This is a genomic window from Enterococcus aquimarinus, assembly GCF_001885765.1.
Classification (GTDB): Bacteria; Bacillota; Bacilli; order Lactobacillales; family Enterococcaceae; genus Enterococcus_I; species Enterococcus_I aquimarinus.
This window is the reverse complement of sequence record NZ_JXKD01000002.1, coordinates 39499-63345: the sequence shown is the minus strand read 5'-3', so window position 1 is coordinate 63345 and position 23847 is coordinate 39499. Positions and strand designations below refer to the sequence as shown.

General features: G+C 40.1%; 22 protein-coding genes. 12 read left to right on the top strand and 10 right to left on the bottom strand.

What is annotated here, in order from left to right; all coding sequences use genetic code 11:
• Positions 1-372: 372 nt before the first annotated feature.
• The 6 genes from cshA (at position 373) to proC (ending at position 5276) form a co-directional block, all read left to right on the top strand.
• Positions 373-1983, top strand: coding sequence for a degradosome RNA helicase CshA (gene cshA / locus RU93_RS01940; protein ID WP_071873935.1), 1611 nt, complete (start codon positions 373-375; stop codon positions 1981-1983).
• Between the two features lie 344 nt (positions 1984-2327).
• Positions 2328-2693, top strand: a complete 366-nt coding sequence (acpS, locus tag RU93_RS01935; protein ID WP_071873934.1) for a holo-ACP synthase — start codon at positions 2328-2330, stop codon at positions 2691-2693.
• A gap of 1 nt (position 2694) precedes the next feature.
• Entirely contained in the window at positions 2695-3831 is a 1137-nt protein-coding gene (gene alr / locus RU93_RS01930; protein ID WP_071873933.1) for an alanine racemase, read from the top strand.
• The gene (locus RU93_RS01925) at positions 3828-4184 is read left to right on the top strand and encodes a type II toxin-antitoxin system PemK/MazF family toxin (protein WP_071873932.1); all 357 of its coding nucleotides are present in this window, start codon (positions 3828-3830) and stop codon (positions 4182-4184) included. The genes alr and RU93_RS01925 overlap by 4 nt, the downstream gene beginning before the upstream one ends.
• A 17-nt stretch (positions 4185-4201) precedes the next feature.
• Positions 4202-4459 (top strand): hypothetical protein, encoded by a 258-nt coding sequence (locus RU93_RS01920; RefSeq protein WP_211272542.1) that lies wholly within the window; start codon positions 4202-4204, stop codon positions 4457-4459.
• 10 nt (positions 4460-4469) lie between these two features.
• Complete coding sequence (proC, locus tag RU93_RS01915) at positions 4470-5276, top strand: pyrroline-5-carboxylate reductase (protein ID WP_071873930.1); 807 nt, start codon at positions 4470-4472, stop codon at positions 5274-5276.
• A gap of 81 nt (positions 5277-5357) precedes the next feature.
• Here proC and RU93_RS01910 read toward each other — a convergent pair whose 3' ends face one another.
• The 5 genes from RU93_RS01910 to RU93_RS01890 form a co-directional block, all read right to left on the bottom strand.
• Positions 5358-6140 carry an ABC transporter ATP-binding protein gene (locus tag RU93_RS01910; protein WP_071873929.1) on the bottom strand — a complete coding sequence of 261 codons (783 nt, stop codon included), beginning with the start codon at positions 6138-6140 and terminating at the stop codon, positions 5358-5360.
• A gap of 112 nt (positions 6141-6252) precedes the next feature.
• Complete coding sequence (locus tag RU93_RS01905; protein WP_071873928.1) at positions 6253-6912, bottom strand: ABC transporter permease; 660 nt, start codon at positions 6910-6912, stop codon at positions 6253-6255.
• A complete protein-coding gene (locus tag RU93_RS01900) occupies positions 6905-7834 on the bottom strand; it encodes an osmoprotectant ABC transporter substrate-binding protein (protein WP_071873927.1) in 930 nt (309 codons plus the stop codon). The genes RU93_RS01905 and RU93_RS01900 overlap by 8 nt, the downstream gene beginning before the upstream one ends.
• Complete coding sequence (locus RU93_RS01895) at positions 7831-8469, bottom strand: ABC transporter permease (RefSeq protein ID WP_071873926.1); 639 nt, start codon at positions 8467-8469, stop codon at positions 7831-7833. The genes RU93_RS01900 and RU93_RS01895 overlap by 4 nt, the downstream gene beginning before the upstream one ends.
• A gap of 3 nt (positions 8470-8472) precedes the next feature.
• Positions 8473-9648, bottom strand: a complete 1176-nt coding sequence (locus tag RU93_RS01890; RefSeq protein ID WP_071873925.1) for a betaine/proline/choline family ABC transporter ATP-binding protein — start codon at positions 9646-9648, stop codon at positions 8473-8475.
• 349 nt (positions 9649-9997) lie between these two features.
• On the opposite strand from RU93_RS01890, the gene queA reads away from it, so the two are divergent.
• Positions 9998-11029 carry a tRNA preQ1(34) S-adenosylmethionine ribosyltransferase-isomerase QueA gene (gene queA / locus RU93_RS01885; RefSeq protein WP_071874121.1) on the top strand — a complete coding sequence of 344 codons (1032 nt, stop codon included), beginning with the start codon at positions 9998-10000 and terminating at the stop codon, positions 11027-11029.
• A gap of 792 nt (positions 11030-11821) precedes the next feature.
• Here queA and RU93_RS01880 read toward each other — a convergent pair.
• Complete coding sequence (locus RU93_RS01880) at positions 11822-12547, bottom strand: DUF975 family protein (RefSeq protein ID WP_071873924.1); 726 nt, start codon at positions 12545-12547, stop codon at positions 11822-11824.
• A gap of 188 nt (positions 12548-12735) precedes the next feature.
• Between RU93_RS01880 and tgt the strand changes: the two genes are divergently transcribed.
• From tgt to RU93_RS01860, 4 genes are all read left to right on the top strand, one after another.
• Positions 12736-13881 (top strand): tRNA guanosine(34) transglycosylase Tgt, encoded by a 1146-nt coding sequence (tgt, locus tag RU93_RS01875; RefSeq protein ID WP_071873923.1) that lies wholly within the window; start codon positions 12736-12738, stop codon positions 13879-13881.
• Positions 13882-13957: 76 nt separating this feature from the next.
• The gene (gene yajC, locus RU93_RS01870) at positions 13958-14281 is read left to right on the top strand and encodes a preprotein translocase subunit YajC (RefSeq protein WP_071873922.1); all 324 of its coding nucleotides are present in this window, start codon (positions 13958-13960) and stop codon (positions 14279-14281) included.
• 527 nt (positions 14282-14808) lie between these two features.
• The gene (gene adhE, locus RU93_RS01865; RefSeq protein ID WP_071873921.1) at positions 14809-17412 is read left to right on the top strand and encodes a bifunctional acetaldehyde-CoA/alcohol dehydrogenase; all 2604 of its coding nucleotides are present in this window, start codon (positions 14809-14811) and stop codon (positions 17410-17412) included.
• A gap of 175 nt (positions 17413-17587) precedes the next feature.
• Positions 17588-18091: a hypothetical protein gene (locus RU93_RS01860; protein WP_071873920.1), complete on the top strand. Its 504-nt coding sequence runs from the start codon at positions 17588-17590 to the stop codon at positions 18089-18091.
• Positions 18092-18132: 41 nt separating this feature from the next.
• Here RU93_RS01860 and fni read toward each other — a convergent pair whose 3' ends face one another.
• The 4 genes from fni to mvk are packed head-to-tail and all read right to left on the bottom strand — an operon-like array spanning position 18133 to position 22175.
• The gene (fni, locus tag RU93_RS01855) at positions 18133-19173 is read right to left on the bottom strand and encodes a type 2 isopentenyl-diphosphate Delta-isomerase (protein WP_071873919.1); all 1041 of its coding nucleotides are present in this window, start codon (positions 19171-19173) and stop codon (positions 18133-18135) included.
• Between the two features lie 2 nt (positions 19174-19175).
• A complete protein-coding gene (locus tag RU93_RS01850) occupies positions 19176-20258 on the bottom strand; it encodes a phosphomevalonate kinase (RefSeq protein WP_071873918.1) in 1083 nt (360 codons plus the stop codon).
• A complete protein-coding gene (gene mvaD / locus RU93_RS01845) occupies positions 20255-21247 on the bottom strand; it encodes a diphosphomevalonate decarboxylase (protein ID WP_071873917.1) in 993 nt (330 codons plus the stop codon). The genes RU93_RS01850 and mvaD overlap by 4 nt, the downstream gene beginning before the upstream one ends.
• Complete coding sequence (gene mvk, locus RU93_RS01840; protein ID WP_071873916.1) at positions 21240-22175, bottom strand: mevalonate kinase; 936 nt, start codon at positions 22173-22175, stop codon at positions 21240-21242. Before mvk ends, mvaD begins: the two co-directional genes overlap by 8 nt.
• A gap of 554 nt (positions 22176-22729) precedes the next feature.
• Between mvk and RU93_RS01835 the strand changes: the two genes are divergently transcribed.
• Positions 22730-23680 (top strand): glycosyltransferase family 2 protein, encoded by a 951-nt coding sequence (locus RU93_RS01835; RefSeq protein WP_071873915.1) that lies wholly within the window; start codon positions 22730-22732, stop codon positions 23678-23680.
• The last annotated feature ends 167 nt before the right edge of the window (positions 23681-23847 follow it).

Here is a 23847-nt window from a genome sequence, read left to right as displayed (position 1 = left end):
ATCTGTGTTAGAATATTCAGGTACCGAAAGATGAAGTGAATGGTTAATGATTCTTTGAATGATTAATCAATGAAGATAAAAATAAACATATAATGGCTTTTTTAAGTCAGAATGATTTGATATTTGAAATGAGGCTAAGACAAAAAGCAAGATCACATTTGTCCTAGTCTTTTCTAATGGCCTTCGAGAAGCGGTTTTTCGGTGTGAAAATGAAATAAAGTTTGGTTCAGGGACGACCACTTTCTTTCATTATAAAATCTCAACGCTTCAAATTTGTCAGAACAACGACGTTCTGACGGGGGATTATCCCTAAAAAAAAAGCGATGAATATGAAGGAAGACTTGATATTCAATCATCACTAGGAGGATTTATTTGAAATTTAAAGATTTAAACTTATCACCAGATTTATTAGCAGCCGTTGAACGTGCAGGATTTGAAGAAGCAACACCTATCCAATCGGAAACTATTCCATTGGCTTTAGAAGGCAAAGACGTGATTGGTCAAGCTCAAACAGGTACTGGTAAAACAGCAGCCTTTGGACTACCAATGTTAGAAAAAATTGATGCAAAAAGAAGACAAATCCAAGGATTAGTCATTGCACCAACACGCGAATTAGCAATCCAAACCCAAGAAGAATTACACCGTTTAGGTAAAGACAAAAACATTCGTGTATCAGCGGTTTATGGCGGAGCAGACATCAGCCGTCAAATCCGTCAATTAAAAGACAATCCACACATTGTTGTTGGAACACCAGGTCGTATGTTAGACCATATCAAACGTAACACTTTAAAATTAGCAACAGTTGAAACGCTAGTCCTTGACGAAGCGGATGAAATGTTAAACATGGGCTTCTTAGAAGATATTGAAACAATCATTGCCCAAGTCCCTGAAAAACGCCAAACCTTATTATTCTCTGCAACAATGCCTCCAGCAATCAAGAGCATTGGTGTCCGTTTCATGAAAAACCCAGAACACGTAGCAATCAAAACGAAAGAAATGACCGCTGATTTAATCGATCAATTCTACTTACGTGCAAAAGACTTCGAAAAATTCGATATGATGACGCGTTTATTAGATGTTCAAACACCAGAGTTAACAATCGTCTTTGGTCGTACAAAACGTCGTGTTGATGAATTATCTCGTGGATTAGAAGCTCGTGGTTATCGCGCAGAAGGAATCCATGGCGATTTAACGCAACAAAAACGGATGAGTGTTTTACGCGCATTTAAAACAGGTCAATTAGACATCTTAGTTGCGACAGACGTGGCTGCTCGTGGATTAGATATTTCAGGCGTTACTCACGTTTACAACTACGATATTCCTCAAGACCCAGAAAGCTATGTTCACCGTATTGGTCGTACCGGCCGTGCTGGTAAAGAAGGCGTTTCTGTGACATTTGTAACACCAAATGAAATGAGTTACTTACATGTTATTGAAAACTTGACGAAAAAACGCATGACACCACTTCGTCCACCAAGTGAAATGGAAGCTTTCAAAGGACAATTAAGTGCAGCTTTAGAACAAGTAGAAAGCAAATTAGCTGAAAATGGTCTAGACCGTTACTTAGAAGGTGCTGATCAATTATTAGAATCACACAATCCGCAAGATTTAGTAGCATTATTACTTAAAACACTTGCGAAAGATCCATCAGATATGGCACCGGTAAACATCACTCCTGAAAGACCATTGCCAGCAGGCGGCGGTAAAAAAGGTTTTGGTGGCAATCGTGGCGGTGGGAACCGTCGTGGTAGCGGTGGTCCTCGTGGCGGAAGCAACCGCGGTCGTGATGACCGTCGTGGTGGGAACCGTGAAGGCGGCAACCGTAGTCGTGATGATCGTCGTTCAAGTGGTTCAGGTGAAGCAAGTAGTAACCGTGGACGCGATGACCGTCGTACGCGCAGTAACGAAGAGGCAAGTAAGCCAAAACGTCGCAGCAATAACGACAAGAGCCGTAGTTTTGTGATTCGTAACAACCAAGACTAAACCAATTGATTATTTTTTAACAATTAACCTCTAAAAAGTTTCGATACTCTTTAAAATAGAGTCTTTGGATCAAGTAGCTAATTTTGCTGCTTGATCTTTTTTTGGCTCTTTTTTAATTGAGTTGGTTGACTTTTCAAAGGGCTCTGCGACAATCATGTCGATATCCAAGCGAAGGAAAAGTCATCTCATAAGATTCTGTAGGCGATACTTCCGATTAAAAGGATGGTAGTACCGTTTTTATCTGAGTTTTAGCGACTCTTTTTGGGACTCTTTTGCTTTGTAGATGGTTTTTCTTGGTTTTTTTGGTAGAATGAAAGTAATTCAAATGAAAAGAGAAGAAGCAGATGATTCGAGGAATAGGGATTGATGCGGTGGAACTCCCCCGCATGAAAAAAATAATAGAAGAAAAACCAAAAATGATTACACGTATTTTAACGGTACGTGAAAAAGAGTTGTTTGATGGCTTGCCGCTAAAAAGACAAATTGAATTTCTTGGCGGACGCTATGCGTGTAAAGAAGCCTTTTCGAAAGCTTGGGGTACGGGTATTGGCAAAGTCACGTTTCAAGATATTGAAGTGCTCGTGAATGAAAAGGGGGCACCGATTGTAACGAAATCACCCTTTAGCGAAGGGCCTGTCTTTGTGAGTATTACGCATACGGACACGTTAGCATTTGCCCAAATTATTTTAGAAGGAAATGAGGAGAACTAACATGGCTATATCTTATCATCGTCCAACTGCTATTTTTGTTGATTTAGCAGTGATTAAAGAAAATGTCGCACATGCAGTTCTTCAACAACAAGGAAAACGTGACGTGTTTGTAGCCGTTAAAGCAAATGGCTATGGTCACGGAGCTGTACCTGTTGCCAAAGCCGCAATTGCTGCAGGGGCAACAGGACTTTGTGTCGCAACCATTGATGAAGGAATTGCCTTGCGAGAAGCGGGGCTTACGCAAACGATTTTGATTTTAGGACTTGTCGATGTTCAGTGGCTTCCTTTGATTATCCAGTATCATTTAGCGATTCCTGTAGCGACACAAGAATGGTTAGAAGAGGCGTGGTCTGTTTATCAAAACGAACGATTAAGCGGCCAAGTCTACCTTCATTTAGCGATTGATACTGGGATGGGGCGAATTGGTTTTCAAGAAAATCAGGCGGTGTTAGCAGCCGTTCACTGGTTAGAAAACCATCCCTCTTTTGTCTGGGAAGGAATTTTTACACACTTTTCTACTGCGGATGAAACGGATACCGCCTATTGGAAAAAACAAAATGAGCGGTTTAATACCCTTATTGCTACTTTACCTAGGGTTCCTCGGTACATTCATACAAGTAACAGTGCCACGACGCTTTGGCGCGAAGACGTGGGCAATGTGGTCCGTTTAGGCATCGCGATGTATGGACATAATCCATCAGGCGGGCTATTGCCCATGAGTCCGACTCTCAAACCAGCATTGTCTTTAGAATCGGAACTCGTCCAAGTGAAAAAAGTTCCAGCAGGTGCAGGAATCGGTTATGGGAAAAGTTATGAGACAAAACAAAGTGAATGGATCGGGACTGTTCCAATTGGCTATGCGGATGGGTTTGTTCGTGGGATGCAAGGATTTTATGTGTTAGTAGAAGGCCAACGTTGTGAAATTATTGGCCGTGTGTGCATGGATCAATTGATGATTCGTCTGCCACATTCGTTTGAAACGGGGACTAAAGTGACTTTAATTGGAAAGAATCAAGAAGAGGTCATTACCATCGAAGCGATTGCGGAACATTTAGGCACGATTAATTATGAAGTTCTCTGTTTGCTAGCTGAACGAATTCCCCGACACTACTTGAATACAACGGGGATATTCGAATGAAACGAGGGGCTATTTTTTTCGCCGATTTGTCACCTGTTAGAGGGTCTGAACAAGGAGGAATTCGTCCGGTTTTGATTATCCAAAATGATTTGGGGAATCGCTATAGCCAAACGATTATTATTGCGGCTATTACGACCAAGAAAGTCAAAAAATGCTTGCCAACACACATTCACTTAAAAAAAGAAATGACTGGTTTAAAACAAGATTCTACGCTTTTAGTTGAGCAAATTCGAACAATCGATAAATCTCGGATGCAAGAAAAAATTTGTCAGTTACCACTTGAAATGATGACCGCTGTTGATCAAGCTCTAAAAGTCAGTTTGGCCTTATCGTTGCGAACGGGTGATCAATAATGGGTTATATCATCATAATGGTCACTGTACTAGTGTTTTTCGTGTTCATCATTCGCCATTCGCGCCAATTCTTTCAGCAGTTAGCGCGTCAACGCATCGGCTATTGTTTATTAGTGGAAAAATATCAACACGATTCCCAGTATTATCTTGTTTTTCAACAAGGAGAGCAAGAATGGCGAGTAACGTGTCCGCTGGAAGTCTATCTTAAATTGCAACCCCCAACTAGGGGCGAGTTAGTGTTATCGAAAGGCGAATTTTATACTTTTGAAGAATAGGAGTGCACACATGACAAAAAAAATAGGTTTTTATGGTTCAGGAAATATGGCGCAAGGGATGATTCAAGGTCTTCTAGCAAAAGGTGTGTATTCAAAAGAAGCGATTTTGGTTTACAATCGCCGCGATGCACCAACGTTAGAAGCGACGGTCCAACAATTTAGGATTACTCCTATCACAGATGCACAGCAACTTTTTGCACAAGCACAGGTAATCGTCTTAGCGGTCAAACCACAAGTCTTACGGTCGTTGTATCCTGAAATCAAACAGCAATTGGCAAGCGATCAACTACTCATTTCGTTAGCAGCGGGTATTTCATTAAGTGAGTTAGAAAATGGGCTAGGGACGGCCAAGCTGCTACGGGCGATGCCAAATACACCATTAGCCGTTTTAGAAGGGATGACGGCTGTCGTCACGAATGAGCGCGTCACGGAGGATGAATTACAAGAAGTGTTAGCCATATTCAACCATGTCGGAAAAGCGCGTGTGCTACCGGAACAGTTATTTGATGCTTTCATTGGCGTCAGCGGTTCCGCTCCAGCGTATGTCTATTTATTTATTGAAGCATTAGCCGATGGTGCCGTTTTAGAAGGGATGCCACGCGAAGCTGCTTATGAGTTTGCGGCTCAAACCGTTTTAGGGAGTGCGCAAATGGTTTTATCGACAAAAAAACATCCAGGAGAGTTAAAAGATCAAGTTTGTTCACCTGGAGGTACGACGATTGAAGCGGTTAAAGTTTTAGAAGATAATCATTTTCGTAGTACCGTTATCCAAGCAGTTCAAGCTGCTGCTCAAAAAAGCCGTAACATGCAGTCCTAGAAAAGCAAACGTATGGACTTTTGATAATCATTTATTCAAACGACTGCAAAGAATCCTGATTTTTTTGATCAGGATTCTTTTTTATGCTTTTGGCGTAATCATGTGTCGCTCTTCAGTATAAGGAGTCACTTCAATGGCGCGTTGGTAGAATGCTTGTAAGAGCGCAGATTGCAATAACTCCTCGCGGGGACCCTGCTTAAAAAAGTGTCCCTCTTTTAGTAATGCGACATGAGAGATAAAGGGCATAATCTCTTCCGTATGATGGGTTACAAATAAAATTGTAGGAGCATGGGGTTCGCTGGCTAATTGTTCAATCCGCTGTAATAATTCTTCTCGAGCGAATAAATCAAGTCCCGTACAAGGCTCGTCTAAAATCAGTAGCGCTGGCTTGGCCATTAGCGCTCTGGCAATGAGCACAATTTGCCGTTCGCCTTGGGATAGTTGTTGATACGTTTTGCCAATGACGGTTACTGCGCCCAGTGACATTAAAACCTGCTTCGCTTGCTGTAATTCTTCCAGCGTATAATCTTGATAAAGCCCGATACTCGCAAACTTTCCAGATAAGACAATGTTTTCGGCTGTTTCATTCATTCGTAAACGGACTTGAAGTGCCGTGCTCACCCATCCAATGCGTTTACTTAATTCAGGTATGGACGTTTGACCAAAGACTTCTCCTAAAACGGTCACTTTTCCTTTAGATGGCCATAGATTCCCTGTGATAATTTGTAATAGTAAGGTTTTTCCTGCACCGTTTAGACCTAAAATGGCCCAATGTTCTCCTGGATTAATTGTCCAATTAATTTGTTGAAGCAAAGGATTTTTTTCGCGGATATAACTCACGTCTTCTAATTCAATAATCGGCATGTCATCGCCTCCTTTTTGTCTATCCTAGCGAAAAAGGGTAGATTTGACAACTATTTGAAAAAAAAGGACGAAAAAACGCAGATTCTTCTCTTGCGGAGGAATCTGCGTTTGTTTATTTCTTTTTACTTGTTGGATCTAATTTTTTCTCAATCAGACCTAAAAACCAATCGGCGAAAATAGACATCGCAGCGGTCGGTAAAGCACCGGCTAAGATTATCGCTGCGCCATCTGTTGCATTTGTACCACGGACGATAATATCACCTAAACCACCCGCGCCCACAAAAGTACCAATTGCGGTAATACCAATCGCTAAAACTAAAGCATTGCGAATACCAGCCATAATCACGGAAATCGACAATGGGAGTTCCACGAGGTATAAGCGTTGCCACTGAGTCATCCCCATGCCTTTTCCGACATCCAAGATTCCTGCATCTACTTGACGCATTCCCGTATAAGTATTTTTGACAATTGGTAAAAGGGAGTAGAGAAAGACAGTCACAATCACCACATTGACCCCCAGACCTAGGCCCAACATTAAGACCGAAACCATGGCCAAGGCTGGAATCGTTTGGATTAAATTCGCAATTCGGATAATCCATTCGGCAAGTGTGACACGACGAGAAATAAAAATCCCTAGCGGTATCGCAACGATTGCTGCAAAGAGAACACCATAAAATGAAATTAGGAAGTGACGAAGGAATTGAGAAAAGACGTAACCGCCATTTTCATTAAAATAAAGGATGAATTGTTGAAATAAGTTTAAATCATTCATTCACGGTTCCTCCTTCGAAATAATCATGTTCTTCTAAAAATTGTTTGGCTACTCGTGATGGTTCGATTAAATCGTTATCGGATAAATAATTCAGTCGTTGCATCGTTTGGGTATCAATGACACCCTCTAGTTTTAGTAAGATGTCCGTTAATTCAGGCACCTCATCTAACAGCGCTTGGTCGACGACAGGAGCCGCGTCATAAGGTGGGAAGAATTGACGATCATCTTCTAACATGACTAAATCATAACTCGCAATCCGGCCATCTGTTGAGTATCCAAGGACGACATCCATTTGACCAGCCGCTACAGCGTTGTAGACCAAACTAATTTGCATCGGTAAAATGGAAGAAAAACTAAAGCCGTAAGCCTCCGTAAAACCAGCATAACCGTCTCCTTGACGAGACATCCACGCACGGTCAGCGCCAACGACGAGTTGATCGGCTACCGCAGCGAGATCACTTACCGTTTTCAAGCCGAATTCTTCAGCAGTATCTTGTCGCACTAAAAAGACATACGTGTTGGCAAAACCATAAGAAGGAAACCAGACTTGATTGAACCGCGTTTTGAATTCTTCTTGAACAATCGAGAACGCTTCTTGTGGATCGGTCACAGGTTCTAGCTGTAAAGTCGTGGCAATATCGGTCCCCGTATAGCGCGCAGCCGAGATTTGGGCATCGCCATTTAACATGGCTTGATGGTTAATCGTCGTGGTTCCTAAATTATTAATAATGGTCGTATCTTTATCGGTATAATGTTCAATCATTTCAGCAACTAAACTTCCTAAAATTTGACTCTCAGTTGTAATACCGCCTGTAATCGAAATCGTATTTTTATCCGAGCTTGTTTTTAAACCGGGTAGGGAACAAGCGGCTAGGAAAAGCATTACACTAAGAAGTAAACTGTATTTCATTACTCGTTTCATTCATTCTCCGCCTTTCTTAATGCAGAAGGAGTTAATTTGTATTCTAATTTCCCTAATAAAAAGTCTGCCAGTAAGGCTAAAATCGTCACGGGGATGGTTCCCGCAAAAATAAGACTCGGTTGATAGTTATCAAGTCCACTAAAAATCAGAACTCCTAATCCACCAGCGCCAATGTAAGAGGCAAGACTGGCCCAAGCAATGACATAAACGGCTCCTAAACGAATACCCGCCATGATGGTAGGCAAAGCTAAGGGTAATTCGACTTGAATGATGGACTGAACAGGCGTCATTCCCATTCCTTTCGCCACATCTAGATAATGAGCGTCCACATTTTTTAAGCCAATATACGTATTACGTAAAATCGGTAATAACGAATAAATAAAGAGGGCGACAATCGCAGGGAAACGACCAATTCCTAGAAAAGGAATCATTAATGTTAATAGGGCTAACGAAGGAATCGTCTGCAAGGCACTCGTGATTCCCAGGACGATGTTCGCGAGTTTAGGCGTACGTGTCAGTAACACCCCGAGTGGAACCGCAACGATTGCTCCTAACGCCAGCGAAACAAATGAAATATAAAGATGTTGAAAGATGGCGGTGACGAGTTGGTCACCATACAGTTGAAAGAAAGTCATAGACTAAACCCCCTTAATTTCATCGGGATTAAAGGATTCTACGGCATCTGTAATCGTTTCTTCTTCCCCGAATACGACATCATACACAATATCAACTAAGGATGCGCGTGTCAGAATCCCGACTACACGCTTTTGGTCATCGACAACAGGAACATATTTCAATCCTTGTTTTAAGATTCGTTGAAGGGTATTACGCAAGAGAGCATTTTCTTTTACATAAAACACTTCTGTTTGTAAGACATCACCGACGCTACTCAATAATCCACGGTTTTTATTAATGGATTCAATATCAATAAAGCCTTTTAAGATTCCTTGATTATCCGTGACTAATAACGTATCGACCCGTTTTTCACGCATGAGACGTAGTGCTTCTTGCAATGATTTTTCAGTCGTGATGGTAATCGCAGTATTTAGCATGACGTCTTTGACTTGTGTTTTATCAGGTTTCGCTTGTAAAAGACGATCTTCTCCGATAAGTTCTTCCACGAATTTATTCGCAGGATTGCGTAAAATATTTTCAGGGGTATCAAATTGCACCACTTTCCCCTCACTCATAATCGCGATTCGATTGGCCAATTTTAAGGCCTCATCCATATCATGCGTGACAAAGACAATGGTTTTGCCTAAGCGTTCTTGTAAATCTTTGACTAAATCTTGGAGTGAGTCGCGGGTGATTGGATCGAGCGCTCCGAAAGGCTCATCCATTAAAATAATATCTTGATCCGCTGCTAGTGCTCGTACCACACCAATTCGTTGTTGTTGACCGCCTGAAAGTTCGCTAGGGTAGCGATCCAGCATTTCGCGCGGTAATTCGACAAGGTCAATCATTTTTTCAGCCGTTGTTTGTTGCTTTTGTTGATCAACTTTTAATAATTTTTGAACAAGCGTAATATTTTCACGAATGGTCATATGCGGCATTAACCCGATACTTTGAATCACATAACCAATTTTACGACGGAGTTCAACCGCGTTTAACTTTTGGATGTCTTGTCCATCGATGAGAATTTTTCCTTTCGTCGGCTCCGTCATGCGATTAATCATGCGCATGGACGTCGTCTTACCACTACCACTTGTACCGATAAAACAAATAAATTCTCCTTTTTCAAATGACAAGTTCACATCTTCGACAGCCACTTTGCCACCTTTATAAATTTTTGATACGTGTTGGAATTCGATCAAGTTATCCACCTCTATCTTTCTTCTTTTTTGTACTCGTTGTTATAAGTGTGCCAAAAAAAAGAGGGATTGACAAATAATGTGTCTGAAAACAGTACGAAAAAGAGTGCTAAATCAACCTTTTTCGTCGATTAATGAAAAATAAAAAATGGATTCAATCCCTTATGTGACATACGATAGCGAAATTTAACTATTTCTTAAAATTAAAATTTAATGAGAATTTTCAGCAACTAATGAAAATTGAGGTGAAAAAGCCTTTTTCGCTCGCAAACAAAAGGGACAAGAGTTTTCTAAATCAGCAAAGAATGTTAGAATGAGAAGGACTGATTTGGATAAAGAAAAGAGTGGAAAAATGTTAACAACGGAAGATTTTAATTTTGATTTACCAGAAGAATTGATAGCGCAAACGCCGTTAAAGGATCGAACCAGTTCGCGCTTATTGGTGTTGGATTCAAAAACGGGTGCAATGGCGGATCATCATTTCTATGATATTATCGATGAGCTTGAAGCCGGCGATGCCCTTGTAATGAATGATACGCGTGTGCTACCGGCACGATTGTATGGTGAAAAACCAAGTACAGGAGGTCATCTAGAAGTTCTTTTATTAACGAATCTGGAAGGTGATACCTGGGAAACGTTGATCAAACCTGCCAAACGAGCAAAAGTAGGCACAGAAATTTCTTTTGGCGATGGTCGCTTAAAAGCCATTGTGGAAAAAGAATTACCTCATGGTGGTCGTGTGATTCGTTTTACGTATGAAGGAATTTTTTTAGAAAATCTGGAAAGCTTAGGCGAAATGCCTTTACCGCCTTATATCAAAGAACGACTCGAAGACCCTGAACGGTATCAAACGGTGTATGCCAAAGAAAATGGATCAGCCGCAGCGCCAACCGCAGGACTGCATTTCACGGAAGACTTATTGGCAAAAATTCAAGCTAAAGGCGTTCGCCTCGTGTATCTTACGCTTCATGTGGGATTAGGAACATTCCGTCCAGTGAGTGTGGATAACATCGCAGAACACGAAATGCATAGTGAATTTTATCGACTTAGTGAAGAATCGGCCGCTATTTTGAATGAAGTCAAAGCAGCTGGGGGTAAAATTGTCGCAGTCGGAACCACATCTATTCGGACCTTAGAAACGATTGGAACAAAATTTAATGGGGCGATTCAAGCGGATAGTGGCTGGACAAGTATTTTTATTACACCTGGCTATCAATTTAAAGTTGTCGATGCTTTTTCGACAAACTTTCACTTGCCAAAATCAACCTTAGTCATGTTAGTGAGCGCCTTTGCAACAAGAGACTTCACGTTAGCCGCCTATCATCATGCGATTGAAGAAAGATATCGCTTCTTTAGTTTCGGTGATGCCATGTTCGTGAAATAAAAAAATTTCAAAGAATTTGCTTTCAGGTTGAATTCTTTTAGATGTGGATGAAGAAATGCATTCACATCTATTTTTTTACAAAAAAATAGGAACATATAAAGAATCCTGTTAAATGATCATTACGGTCCTGCATTTTGAAAGGAATATTTTGACGGTTGTATACCAAAATCCATTCAATTAAAAAATAGTCATAGGATTTTCGATGATTTTTTTGAATGAATGAAGGAAAAAAGTGTTGAAGAAAGATACGAATAGCCAGCAGCAACACTAAACGTGATACAGCTGATTCTTACATTCGATAAAAAAAGGGAACACAAAAACAGCTATTCAAGATTGAATAGCTGCTTTTTCGGAAGGCATTTGTTGGTTTTGTTGTATGTGTGATGCAAAGTAATACGTTTTCACTCACGGTTTAACAAAAATCTTGTCTTAATTAAAAGATTCGAAACTAACTTCTTTTTTGCAAATCATGCTGCGATAATTAGGTACTGTGTAGTTGTAATGATGCTACTTGTTACATGTGGCCTTTTTATTGCTTTGATTACCTTGCAGTGTGAATATTAGGTGAAACTTGAAGCTCTAACAACTTTTTTGTTACTATTTTCTATTTTCTTTGTTACTCTTTGCTACTAGAAAATCCAACCAACAAATGTTTTATCCTTCCTTACACTCATAGAATAGCATGGATTGGAAGCGATTGCAAAACATATGCTTTTGAATTCAGATAAAAAACCAAGGTGCCAAAGAAATCGACATCTTGGTTTTTTCATTTAAATAGATAAGGAAAAATGCTTAGTCTTGTAATGGTTGAATCAGATTGTTGTAAAAGGCTGCTTTTGTAGCGCTAATATAAGGGGTAAGCCATAGATAACCGATTCCTAAAGTGAAGATACTTAAAATATGCCAACCAATGAAACTTAAATCAAGAATAAATAATTGCGCTTTGTAACCATCCATGATTTGACGACTCTTCGTAATACTATCTAAGTATTTTGGTGGGACACCTGTCCGGCTGTATTCATCATAATAAATCAGATAGGCTTGAGAATACGAATAGCCTTTAATGATTCCGGGAATAATAAAGAGTAATGACCAGAAGAAAATGAAAATAGAACTAAATAAATAAATAACTAAAATACCAATACCGTAAGGCGCTTGGAAACCTCTAAAGACATCCTTGAAAGGTACGATCGTTGTTTTTTTATGACGAAGTAAGTCTAAAAACGTCCAAGAAATTCCGACATAAAAGAAGGTTCCGATAATCCCACTAAAAAAGCTAGAACCGCCTGATTGTCCGAAATCCAGATCTAAAGAACTGTTCAAAGTCCCGTCGTTAAAAGAATTTTGGATAATGTTGGTGTTCCATAATAAAAAAGCGGGAAGCGCTACTATGAGTAGTACAACTAAGACAGCTACAACCGTGACAATCGTTGGAACTAGATTCAGTAAAATTGCTTCTTTCCATCTTCCAGCAAGCATCTCTTTAGCTTCTTGTTTCAATTCAGCGTTTGATTTCATTTCACATCACTCCAATACGTTAATTTGTAGCTTCAGTATATCAAACTCCCCGTGATAAATGAAAGGAAAGTTAAAAAAAGTTTGTGTTTTGGGTTTTATTCGTCTTTAAGTTGCAAAAAGCGTGTGGAAGATTTATGATGAAGGGTGCAATATTTAATTCAATCAATGATTAGAAAGTAGGGAAATGAATGACGGAACCAGCCATTCGTTATCGATTAATAAAAAAAGAAAAACATACCGGTGCGCGCTTAGGAGAAATTATTACCCCGCACGGAACCTTCCCGACCCCAATGTTCATGCCTGTTGGTACATTAGCAACAGTGAAGACAATGTCCCCAGAAGAACTAAAAGCGATGGGCTCAGGCATTATTTTGAGTAATACCTATCATTTATGGTTACGTCCTGGTGAGGATTTAATTGAAGAAGCAGGTGGTCTGCATAAATTTATGAACTGGGATCAACCGATTCTGACAGACTCCGGTGGTTTCCAAGTCTTTTCTTTAGCCGATATGCGGAATATCGAAGAAGAAGGTGTTCATTTTAGAAACCATTTAAATGGATCAAAATTATTCTTATCACCTGAAAAAGCGATTCAAATCCAAAATAAATTGGGTTCAGATATTATGATGAGTTTTGATGAATGTCCACCCTTTAATGAAAGTTATGACTATGTCAAAAAATCAGTTGAACGGACATCTCGTTGGGCTGCCCGCGGCTTAGAAGCCCATGCCAATCCTGATCGCCAAGGCTTATTCGGCATCATCCAAGGCGCTGGTTTTGAAGAACTACGTCGTCAAAGTGCCAAAGATTTAATCAGTATGGATTTCCCTGGTTATTCAATCGGAGGGTTATCTGTGGGTGAAAGCAAAGAAGAGATGAATCGTGTCTTGGACTTTACAACACCACTGATTCCAGATAATAAACCTCGTTACTTAATGGGCGTGGGTGCACCAGACTCGTTAATCGATGGTGTGATTCGTGGCGTTGATATGTTTGATTGCGTGTTACCCACTCGGATTGCCAGAAATGGGACTTGTATGACTTCTACAGGACGTTTAGTCGTGAAAAATGCTCAATATGCCCGCGATTTTCGACCGCTTGATGAAAAATGTGATTGCTATACTTGTAAAAATTATAGTCGTGCCTATATTCGTCATTTAATTAAAGCGGATGAAACATTTGGGTTGCGTTTAACGTCTTATCATAATTTACACTTCTTATTAAATTTAATGAAACAAGTTCGTCAAGCCATTATGGACGATAATTTATTAGAGTTTCGTGCCCATTTCATCGAAGAATATGGCTTTAATAAGGAGAATGCAAGAAACTTTTAGTTTTTTTGGAAAAAAGCTAGTGAAGCAACCGCTTTTTTGGTAAAGTAAACGTAGAGAAAAAATAGAGGTGAAATAAATGTCAGCATTAATCATGATTCTACCAATCGGAGCAATGTTATTTTTTATGCAACGTACGCAAAAGAAACAACAACAAGAACGTCAAAAATTAATGGATAGTATCACTGTCGGAAGCCGCGTGATTACCATCGGTGGATTACACGGGGTAATTTCAGAAGTCAATTCAGATAAAAACACCGTCGTATTAGATTGCGAAGGAATTTACTTAGAATTTGAACGCACATCGATTCGTACAGTTAAACCCGCAACGATTATTGAAAATGATGATTCCGTTACTGAAATTATCGTTGAAGAAGAAACAGAAGAAAAAGCAGCAGAATAATGATCATCAATTGTTCGATTCGTTCAACGTTTTCTTTGACTGCAAAGTAATCGGAACGTGTGGATGAAATCAAACAATAGTGAAAAAAGTCAGTTAGGCTCTCTTGCCCATCTGGCTTTTTTTGTGTTTTGACACGTGTCTAATCTGATAGAACTTAATACATGTTATCTCGTTACAATGTTATGGTGAGTATCAAGAAGTCCCATCGATCTTAGGATTATAAAACGAAAGTAAGTTATTTTTATGATAATAAAGTTCAATCATTCACATTTATTTTAGGTGTCATTTTCATAATGATGAAAATGTTTGACGTATGAAAGTCGGTTTTTAAATTGATTTATTAATTTTATATTAACGGAAAAAGCTTAATTAACAAGGTTTTATCCGTTTTTTTAATAAAAGTTGAAAAATTGTGAAGAAAATCACAGGAAACTATTTACAAACAAAAAGAAATGATGTATCATTCTATGTGTGAAGTAGTTAACAAACAAAACGAAAAAAAGACCCCATTATATAGGAGGATTAATATGAGTAAAAAAGTAGAAAAAAAAGAAAAAGAAGTAGCGACAATTGATGTTTCAGTCATGATTGATGATTTAGCGGCTAAAGGAAATGTTGCATTAAAAGAAATGGAAAACTTTGATCAAGAAAAAGTTGACCATATTGTGCATGAAATGGCAATGGCTGCTTTAAACGAACATATGTCACTCGCAAAATTAGCTGTTGAAGAAACAGGTCGTGGTATTTATGAAGATAAAGCGATTAAAAATATGTACGCTTCAGAATATATTTGGCACTCAATTAAAGACAACAAAACAGTGGGCGTTATCAGTGAAGATAAACAAAAAGGCTTAATCGAAATCGCAGAACCAGTCGGTGTTGTTTGTGGGGTAACACCAACAACGAACCCAACTTCAACAACAATCTTTAAAGCGATGATTGCCATCAAAACACGTAACCCAATCATTTTTGCTTTCCATCCAAGTGCTCAAAAATGTTCTGCAGCAGCAGCTCGTATCGTTCGCGATGCAGCAATCGCAGCAGGTGCTCCTGAAAACTGTGTACAATGGATTGAACACCCATCGATTGAAGCGACTCAAGGCTTAATGAATCACCCAGGAATCGCGATTGTTTTAGCAACAGGTGGCGCGGCAATGGTGAAATCAGCTTACTCAACTGGTAAACCAGCATTAGGTGTTGGACCAGGTAACGTACCAGCATACATCGAAAAAACAGCAAAAATCAAACGTGCAGTGAATGACTTAATCGTTTCAAAAACATTTGATAACGGTATGATCTGTGCTTCTGAGCAAGCAATCATTGTGGATAAAGAAGTTTATGCAGCAGTTAAAGCAGAATTCCAAGCGCACCAAGTATACTTTGTAAAACCAAATGAATTACAAAAACTTGAAGATGCCGTTATGAATGAAGGAAAATATGCAGTTAATCCAGCAATCGTTGGAATGCCAGCAACAAAAATTGCCGAATTAGCAGGAATTACTGTACCAGAAGGCACTAAAATGTTAATTGCTGAATTAGAAGGTGTGGGCGCAGATTATCCACTTTCACGTGAAAAATTATCACCAGTATTAGCAATGATTAAATCAGAAAATACAGAGCACGGATTAGAGCTATGTGAAGCAATGTTAAACTTAGGTGGCTTAGGTCATACAGCGGTGATTCATAGTGAAGATGAAGATTTACAAATCCGTTTCGGTCTACGCATGAAAGCATGTCGCGTATTAGTCAATACACCATCAGCTGAAGGTGGAATTGGAAATATTTATAACGAAATGATCCCTTCATTAACATTAGGTTGTGGTTCATATGGTAAAAACTCTGTGTCACGTAACGTATCAGCAGTCAACTTAATTAACGTGAAAACCTTAGCGAAACGGAGAAATAATATGCAATGGTTCAAATTACCTTCTAAAATTTATTTTGAGCAAAACTCATTAATGTACTTAGAAAAAATGGAAAATCTTGAGCGCGTAATGATTGTCTGTGACCCAGGAATGGTTCAATTCGGTTATGTTGACCGCGTACGTGACGTATTAGCTCGTCGCAAAAACATGGTTCAAATTGAAGTCTTCTCTGATGTTGAACCAAACCCATCAACGAACACTGTTTACAAAGGAACAGAAGTGATGATGAACTTCAAACCAGATACAGTTATTGCAATCGGTGGGGGTTCAGCGATGGATGCAGCGAAAGGCATGTGGATGTTCTATGAGCACCCAGATACATCATTCTTTGGTGCAAAACAAAAATTCTTAGATATTCGCAAACGTACGTACAAAATTGACAAACCAGAAAAAACACAATTTGTATGTATCCCAACGACTTCAGGTACGGGTGCTGAAGTAACACCATTTGCAGTTATTACAGATAGCGAAACACATGTGAAATACCCATTAGCTGACTATGCGTTAACGCCAGATGTCGCGATTATTGATCCGCAATTCGTTTTATCAGTTCCTGCATCTGTAACAGCAGATACTGGAATGGACGTTTTAACACATGCGATTGAATCTTATGTTTCAGTAATGGCTTCTGACTATACTCGTGGCTTAAGTTTACAAGCGATTAAGATTGTCTTCGAATACTTAGAAGCATCAACGAACCGTGCAGATAAAGAAGCACGTGAAAAAATGCATAATGCTTCAACGATGGCAGGGATGGCTTTTGCGAATGCTTTCCTAGGAATATCTCACTCAATCGCGCATAAAATTGGTGGAGAATACAATATTCCACATGGTCGTACGAATGCGATTATTTTACCGCACATCGTTCGCTACAATGCAAAAGATCCACAAAAACATGCAATGTTCCCTAAATATGACTTCTTCCGTGCAGATACTGACTATGCAGATATTGCAAGATTCTTAGGATTAAAAGGTCAAACAACTGAAGAATTAGTTGAAGCGTTAGCAACGGCAATCACTGAGTTAGGTGAAAAAGTTGGAATTGAAATGAACTTAAAAGCACAAGGCCTTACGCAAGAAGTGCTTGATGCAACAGTGGATCGTATGGCTGAACTTGCTTACGAAGACCAATGTACAACAGCAAATCCGAAACAACCACTTATTTCTGAATTAAAACAAATCATTATCGATTCTTATAACGCATAAGCAAAGAATTAAATCAAAAAAAGGTCTGTGACAGAAGTCGCAGACCTTTTTTGACTTCGGTCGCTTCATATTATCAGTAATGAGAAATGCGGGTCGATCCACGTTTTTATCTTGACTCACAGCTTGAGTCAGGTAGACTAGAAAGAAAGAGTAATTGATAAAGGATGGATTATGAATGGCCATAACGGAAACCGTACAAGCATTAGTCAATTCACAAAATAGTTTACTTCAGTTACAAGATCGCCTCGTAAATCAAGGTGAGGTCATGAAAGAAGAATCACTGCAAACGTTTATTTTTGATTTAAGGGATTATGCGGATAGTTTACGCGTAGTCACGGATTTGATGGAACCAACAGAGATTCCGACCCTAGAAGTGGAAGAGATTTCTGCGGTTTTATCAAAGCAAAATAAGTGGTTAAGAGAATTGATTGACACTTTGGAAACATTGGAAGACAATCATACGCCCGAAGCCTTTTTTGGATTGAGTGAAGGAGAAATTCGTCGTTTGAAAGGCAGTCTGCAAGGCGTTGTAGAATTAAACACGTTAAATCTCCAAGATAATTTAACGTTTCAGCGAGTGTTTAAAGATAAAGGCTATCAATTATCAAAGACGGTGGCGCCTCAATCGCAAGACGCAAAACCGAGCTTTTTAAAGCGATTATTTGGTAAAACACAATAAGATAAGAAAAAGGTGTGACTTTCGTCACACCTTTTTCGTTTTTATCTTTGGCTATATTTTGTAAAGTCGATGCCTCTTGCTTCACACCAGGTTTTGTTTTCTCCTGAGAGTAGTAACGGAACTTGTTTTAAATCGGCGGTCGTTTTTGCGCCGACAAGTGTATACAAGGAAATGAGTTCTTGTTGCCATTGTTGAACTAATGCGATGGTATCTTCGAGTTCATTCACGAGAAGATGATTTAAAATACTCGCTGAAATTCCGACGGCGTTTGCGCCTAAGCACAACGCTTTAAAAATATCATAAGTATGACGAATCCCACCAGAGGCAATCAATTCAAAATTCATTGGAATTTCGTTCGCTTCGAGTAAAGAGGCGACCGTTGTGATGCCAAAGTCACTTAAATAAGAAAATTCACGTTTTCTGCGACGCGCATTTTCGATTTGGGTGAAGCTTGTGCCGCCTGAACCCGCAACGTCAATCGTTTTTACACCGACGTCAAGTAGTCGTTGCATTGTTTGGCGTGACATACCAAAGCCAACTTCTTTGACAATCACAGGGACATCAAGATTGGTTGTGATTTCTTCGATTAAGCGTAACCACTGGGTAAAGTCGCGGTCTCCTTCAGGCATGACAAGCTCTTGTGGGGCATTTAGATGGATTTGTAGCGCATTAGCGTTGAATAAGTCGACGCCGCGTTTAGCATCTTCTAAGGTACTCCCCGCACCGATATTCGCTAATAAAATGCCCTCTGGAAAAACCTCGCGCACGATTTGATAAGAATGGGCCACGCTTGGATCTCTTAATGCGGCTGAAATCGATCCTGTTGCAAGCATCAACTTGGTTTCTCGAGCTAAAATAGCAAGTTTTTGGTTGATTCCTGCCGTTTTTTCACTTCCGCCAGTCATAGCATTGATGAAAAATGGCGAAGTTAACCGTTGACCAAAGAGTTCAGTTGCAATCGACGTTTGGTGATAGGCACTTTGAGGTAACGAATCGTGAATAACACGTACGTGATCAAACGAATTTTCTTTAATTTTATGAAATCCTTTAGCAAGAGAAACATGTTCATCTTTACGATCCATGATTATTTTTGACCTCCTTGGTAGTGATAAATATGGAGCGGTAACGGTGTGATTTCAGCTTTCTCCCAAAGTGTCATTAAAGGTAAAATGCCTGTTTTCTTATCGGCAATCACAATGCCGCAATCCCCGCCACCTGCGCCAGAAGACTTCGCAGCGCCGCCACAGGTCTCGGCAAGGTCGCATAACTCTTTTAGTGCAGGCGTTTCAATTGTGACGCCCGTAATGCTTGAAAGGGTGTTTAACAAGGCGCGATTTTTGGTAATCATTTGTTTAATGACTGGAATATTTTTATTGGTAAAACCGGCAATCATTTCCTCTACACACTCGCGACTATCCTTTAAAAAGGTTTGATAGGCACTTTCAGCGACTTCTTTTGATTGGTGCACTTGATCGACTAAGTCAGAAGTGGATGCCGGACTCCCGGTCCAACCAATCACGAGCCGTAAATTTTTGGGTACTTCTAATGGTTGGATGGAGAGCATCGGCCAATCGGTTTCTAATAAAGTCGAAAGCGACCATTGTGCTTGTTTTTCCTTCACCCATTGGCTATCAAACGTTGAAAAGGCAATCCAACCGCCATAACAACTCGCTGCAATATCGCCACAAGAGCCATTTCCTTGAACGGCTAAATGGGCGAGCGCCGCAATTTTGAATTGCGTCAAGGTATCCATTTCTAAATCATAAAAGACATTTAATGCTTTAACTGTAGCGACCGTCACGGCACCACTTGAACCTAAGCCATATTTGCGACCATTCGAGTTATCGAGTTCGCTTTTCACTTTTAAATGGTAAAAAGAAAGGAGTTGTCCTCGTTCTTTGGCATATTGTTCCGTTAGACGAATCGCTTCTAAAATATAATGAAAAGGATTTTCACGATGATCCAAGACAAGCACGCCTTTTTTGCGTGTCCATCGAATGGGTAAATCGCTATATTGTTGGGATTGAATACTTCCATTTTTCACTGCTGCTTCAATCGTAACGGTAATAAATTGATCAACGGCCACGATAATAGCAGGATGTCCAGGTTCGACGACAGCATATTCGCCTGCAATATACAATTTACCTGGTGCACTAACCTCAATCATTTGTTCACTTCCGTTTCTAAAATCGTCAGTCCAGGACCACTATAAGCACACGTCAAGCGGTCTTTGGAAAATTGTGTTTCTAAAGTAGCCATGATTGCTGGGACCTCGCTTTTTTGGCAGAGGACTTTCACGTTAGGACCTGCATCCATGGTGAAATAACACGGCACACCTGTTTGGCGGATATGACGCACGAGATTCATCGCTTTTAAGCTATCGGGCGACCAGTAAGTAAAAGGTGGGTTAGCAGCTAACGTCGTGCCATGCATTTTTAAGGCATTGGCTTCTGCTACGGCACCTAATGCCTGGAAATTTTTGTCGGCAATGGCGGCTTTTGCCTCTTTCAAATCGTCATTCACGCTAGACAACCATCCGTCATAAAAAGCGGAAGTTTCAACGGTACGTTCCATGCCGTCACGACTGGAAACCTCTTTTTGTTGATCGTCAATTAAGATAAATATCATCGCAAGTTCTTCTTCCCAATGATCCGAAAGAATTGGCACAGCTTGTGAAGAGGCATCGTCAGAGCCTTTTTCCCACTCGACAAAGCCACCAAAAATACTGCGACAAGCTGATCCTGATCCTCGACGAGCGAGGCGTGAAAGGGCAGAAGGAGACAAATCAAGTGTCAAGGCTTCGTTACACGCTCCTGCGAGTGCAGCTAAACCGCTCGCAGAAGAAGCCAGACCGGCTGCTGTAGGAACGAAATTATGACTTTCTACGCTAGCAAAGAGCGAACAGTTGGCTTTTTGCCGCACTAAGTCTAAAAAGCGACTCACTTTTTTTGTCGCTTTTTCATCTTGTTGTTGGCCGTCAAGATAAAAAGAATCGGCTAAATAGTCTTTTGAAAAAGTCACCATTGTTTCGGTATAAAAAGCATCGAGTGTTAATGAAAGACTATTATTCATGGGGATGATAAGTTCTTTATTTTCCTTTCCCCAATATTTGATCAACGCAATATTCGTATAAGCGCGTGCTTTTCCTTTATACATGTTCGTAAACTCCTAATCCTTGCATCCAGGTCTCTCGAACCCCAGCATTTTTTAGTTTTGACTGAATCAATGCGGCAGCGGCAGCATCTTGGCATAGCACAAGAAAACAACCGCCACGGCCACCACCTGTTAGTTTTGCGCCTAAAGCGCCATGTCGACAAGCAAGTTCGACAAACGCATCAAGCGATTGATTGCTGACGGTTAACTCAGACAAATCATGGTGAGCGGCGGTCATCACACGCCCTAATAAGTGAGGTTGGTTGGTTGTAATCGCCTCTTTTGCTTGTCTCGTCAGTGAGCCTAAGTGCCTGATTAACTCGTTGGTTTTTTGCGGTTGCGTTCGGCAGAGCTCCTTAACGGCGTCGACAGCTTCTCGTGTTCGGCCTTTAATTCCGGTATCGGCCACAATGAGGTAGGCATCAATATTTAAAGGAAAAGAGTTAAAGGCCTTTCCTTTTTCAAAATATATCGGTTGGTCGCCACTCGTCGTCGCAGCATCGATCCCACTTGGATTTCCATGGGCAATATTTTCGGCATAATTCACATAATGGAGTAAGCGTTCTTTAGGCAATACTTCGTCTATCCAATCAAAGAATGCTCGGGTGACAGCAACCGCCACGGCGGCACTCGAGCCCATGCCTCTCGCGGAAGGAATCGTGCTTTCGATGGTTAAATGAAAATTCTTTTGCCCAAAATCTTGTTGTAGCGTTTGCGTCAATTGTTGGATAAGTCGTAATTCGGAAGGCGCATCACTCAATTTTCCTTCATAATGGCTAGAAGTCAGCGAAGAAGTCGTTGCGGGGGCGAAAGTGCATGTCACGCCTGTTCCTTTAAAAGGAAAGGCAATGGCCGGCTCTCCGTAAACGACTGCGTGTTCACCCATTAATATTATTTTCCCAGTCGCATGACCGACCCCTTGTTTTTTCATGTTCGTCCTCTTCCTAAATCACTTGTTTATAATATACCTATCCATATTACTAGAAAATCTTGTATTCGTTAAGCCCTTGTCCTTGTTTTTAAGTAGAATGCTAACAAAAATTAACATAATTATCACAAATCAATCGAAAAAAAGGTCGTTTTAGCTGAATGCTTCAAAAAATCGAAAGAAACAAAGAATCAAAAGAGATATATGATGAAAGGCACACGACAAATAAACGAAGGAAGTCGCTGTTTTCATCGTTGGTATCTTTCTTTTTGAATGAGTCATTCATCGACAAAAAGGTGCTGTTTGAAAGAAAGGCTTTATGATGAGGTTAGGAACTGAATCAGAAATTCGATTTCAAGCGTCCTAATCGAATGGACGCAAAATAGGACCCTAGGACGGTCTGTTGTCATGGCTTAACAGATAAGGGATTCAGGTTCTTATCATTTTGTTAAAGTTCATCCTGCGTCTTTTGGTAGCGTAGGAAAAAAGGTGAATATTCTCACTAAAAACGTTATACTAACTATACAGGAAAATCATGAGAAATGAGGGAATCGTTTATGTTATCAATCGTCGTCCCTTGCTACAATGAAGAGGCAATGATTGCTTTATTTATTGAAGCGGTCGATCGGGTGATGTTTCAACACCCACAAAAAATTGAATATATTTTTGTCAATGATGGTTCGAAGGATGGAACATTAGACCTCTTAAAAAAATATCACCAGGCGCGTCCTACCGAGATTCATTACCTTTCTTTTTCTCGGAATTTCGGCAAAGAAGCTGCGTTATACGCAGGATTACAACATGCCAAAGGGGATTTCGTGACGGTAATGGATGCTGATTTACAAGATCCACCGGAATTATTACCTGAAATGCTGGCGCTCATTAAAACGAAAAAAATAGATTGTGTTGGGACCAGACGCGAGAACCGTAAAGGAGAGCCGATCATCCGAAGCGCGTTTTCGCGCTTGTTTTACCGCTTGATTAATCAATTTAGTGATACTAAGATGGTCGACGGCGCACGTGATTTTCGTTTAATGACCCGCCAAATGGTCGACGCTATTTTGGAAATTACCGAATACAATCGTTTTTCAAAAGGAATTTTTAGTTGGGTCGGTTTTGAGACCGAGTATTTATCTTATGAAAACCGTGAACGTGTTGCCGGTGAGACGTCGTGGTCGTTTTTGAGCTTGTTACGTTATTCTATTGATGGTGTCGTGAATTTTTCAGAAGCGCCCTTAATGCTCGCTTCTCTTGTCGGTGCGTTATCTTGTATTGGTGCTGGGATCGCGTTGGTTTTTATTGTGATTCGTGCGTTACTGTACGGTGATCCTACAAGTGGGTGGCCATCACTCGTTTCCATTATGTTGTTTGTAGGCGGTTTGCAATTGTTATGTCTGGGAATCATCGGTAAGTACATTGGTAAAATCTTTTTAGAAACGAAAAAGCGTCCAATCTATCTCATTAAAGAAGCCAGCCCATTGCTTTCAAAAACAGCTGAAAACAAGTAAGAAGCACTCTTTTTTAACGAAATCTTAATGAGTTGTTTTTCACAATCAAATTTATTTTTGATAATTTATCGTGTGAAAAGCTTGCTGTATCTGAATTTATTGTCTAATTCTCAATTTTTTATCATGTGCAAAAATAATTGATAGTTTTTAAATTCACATGCTAGGTA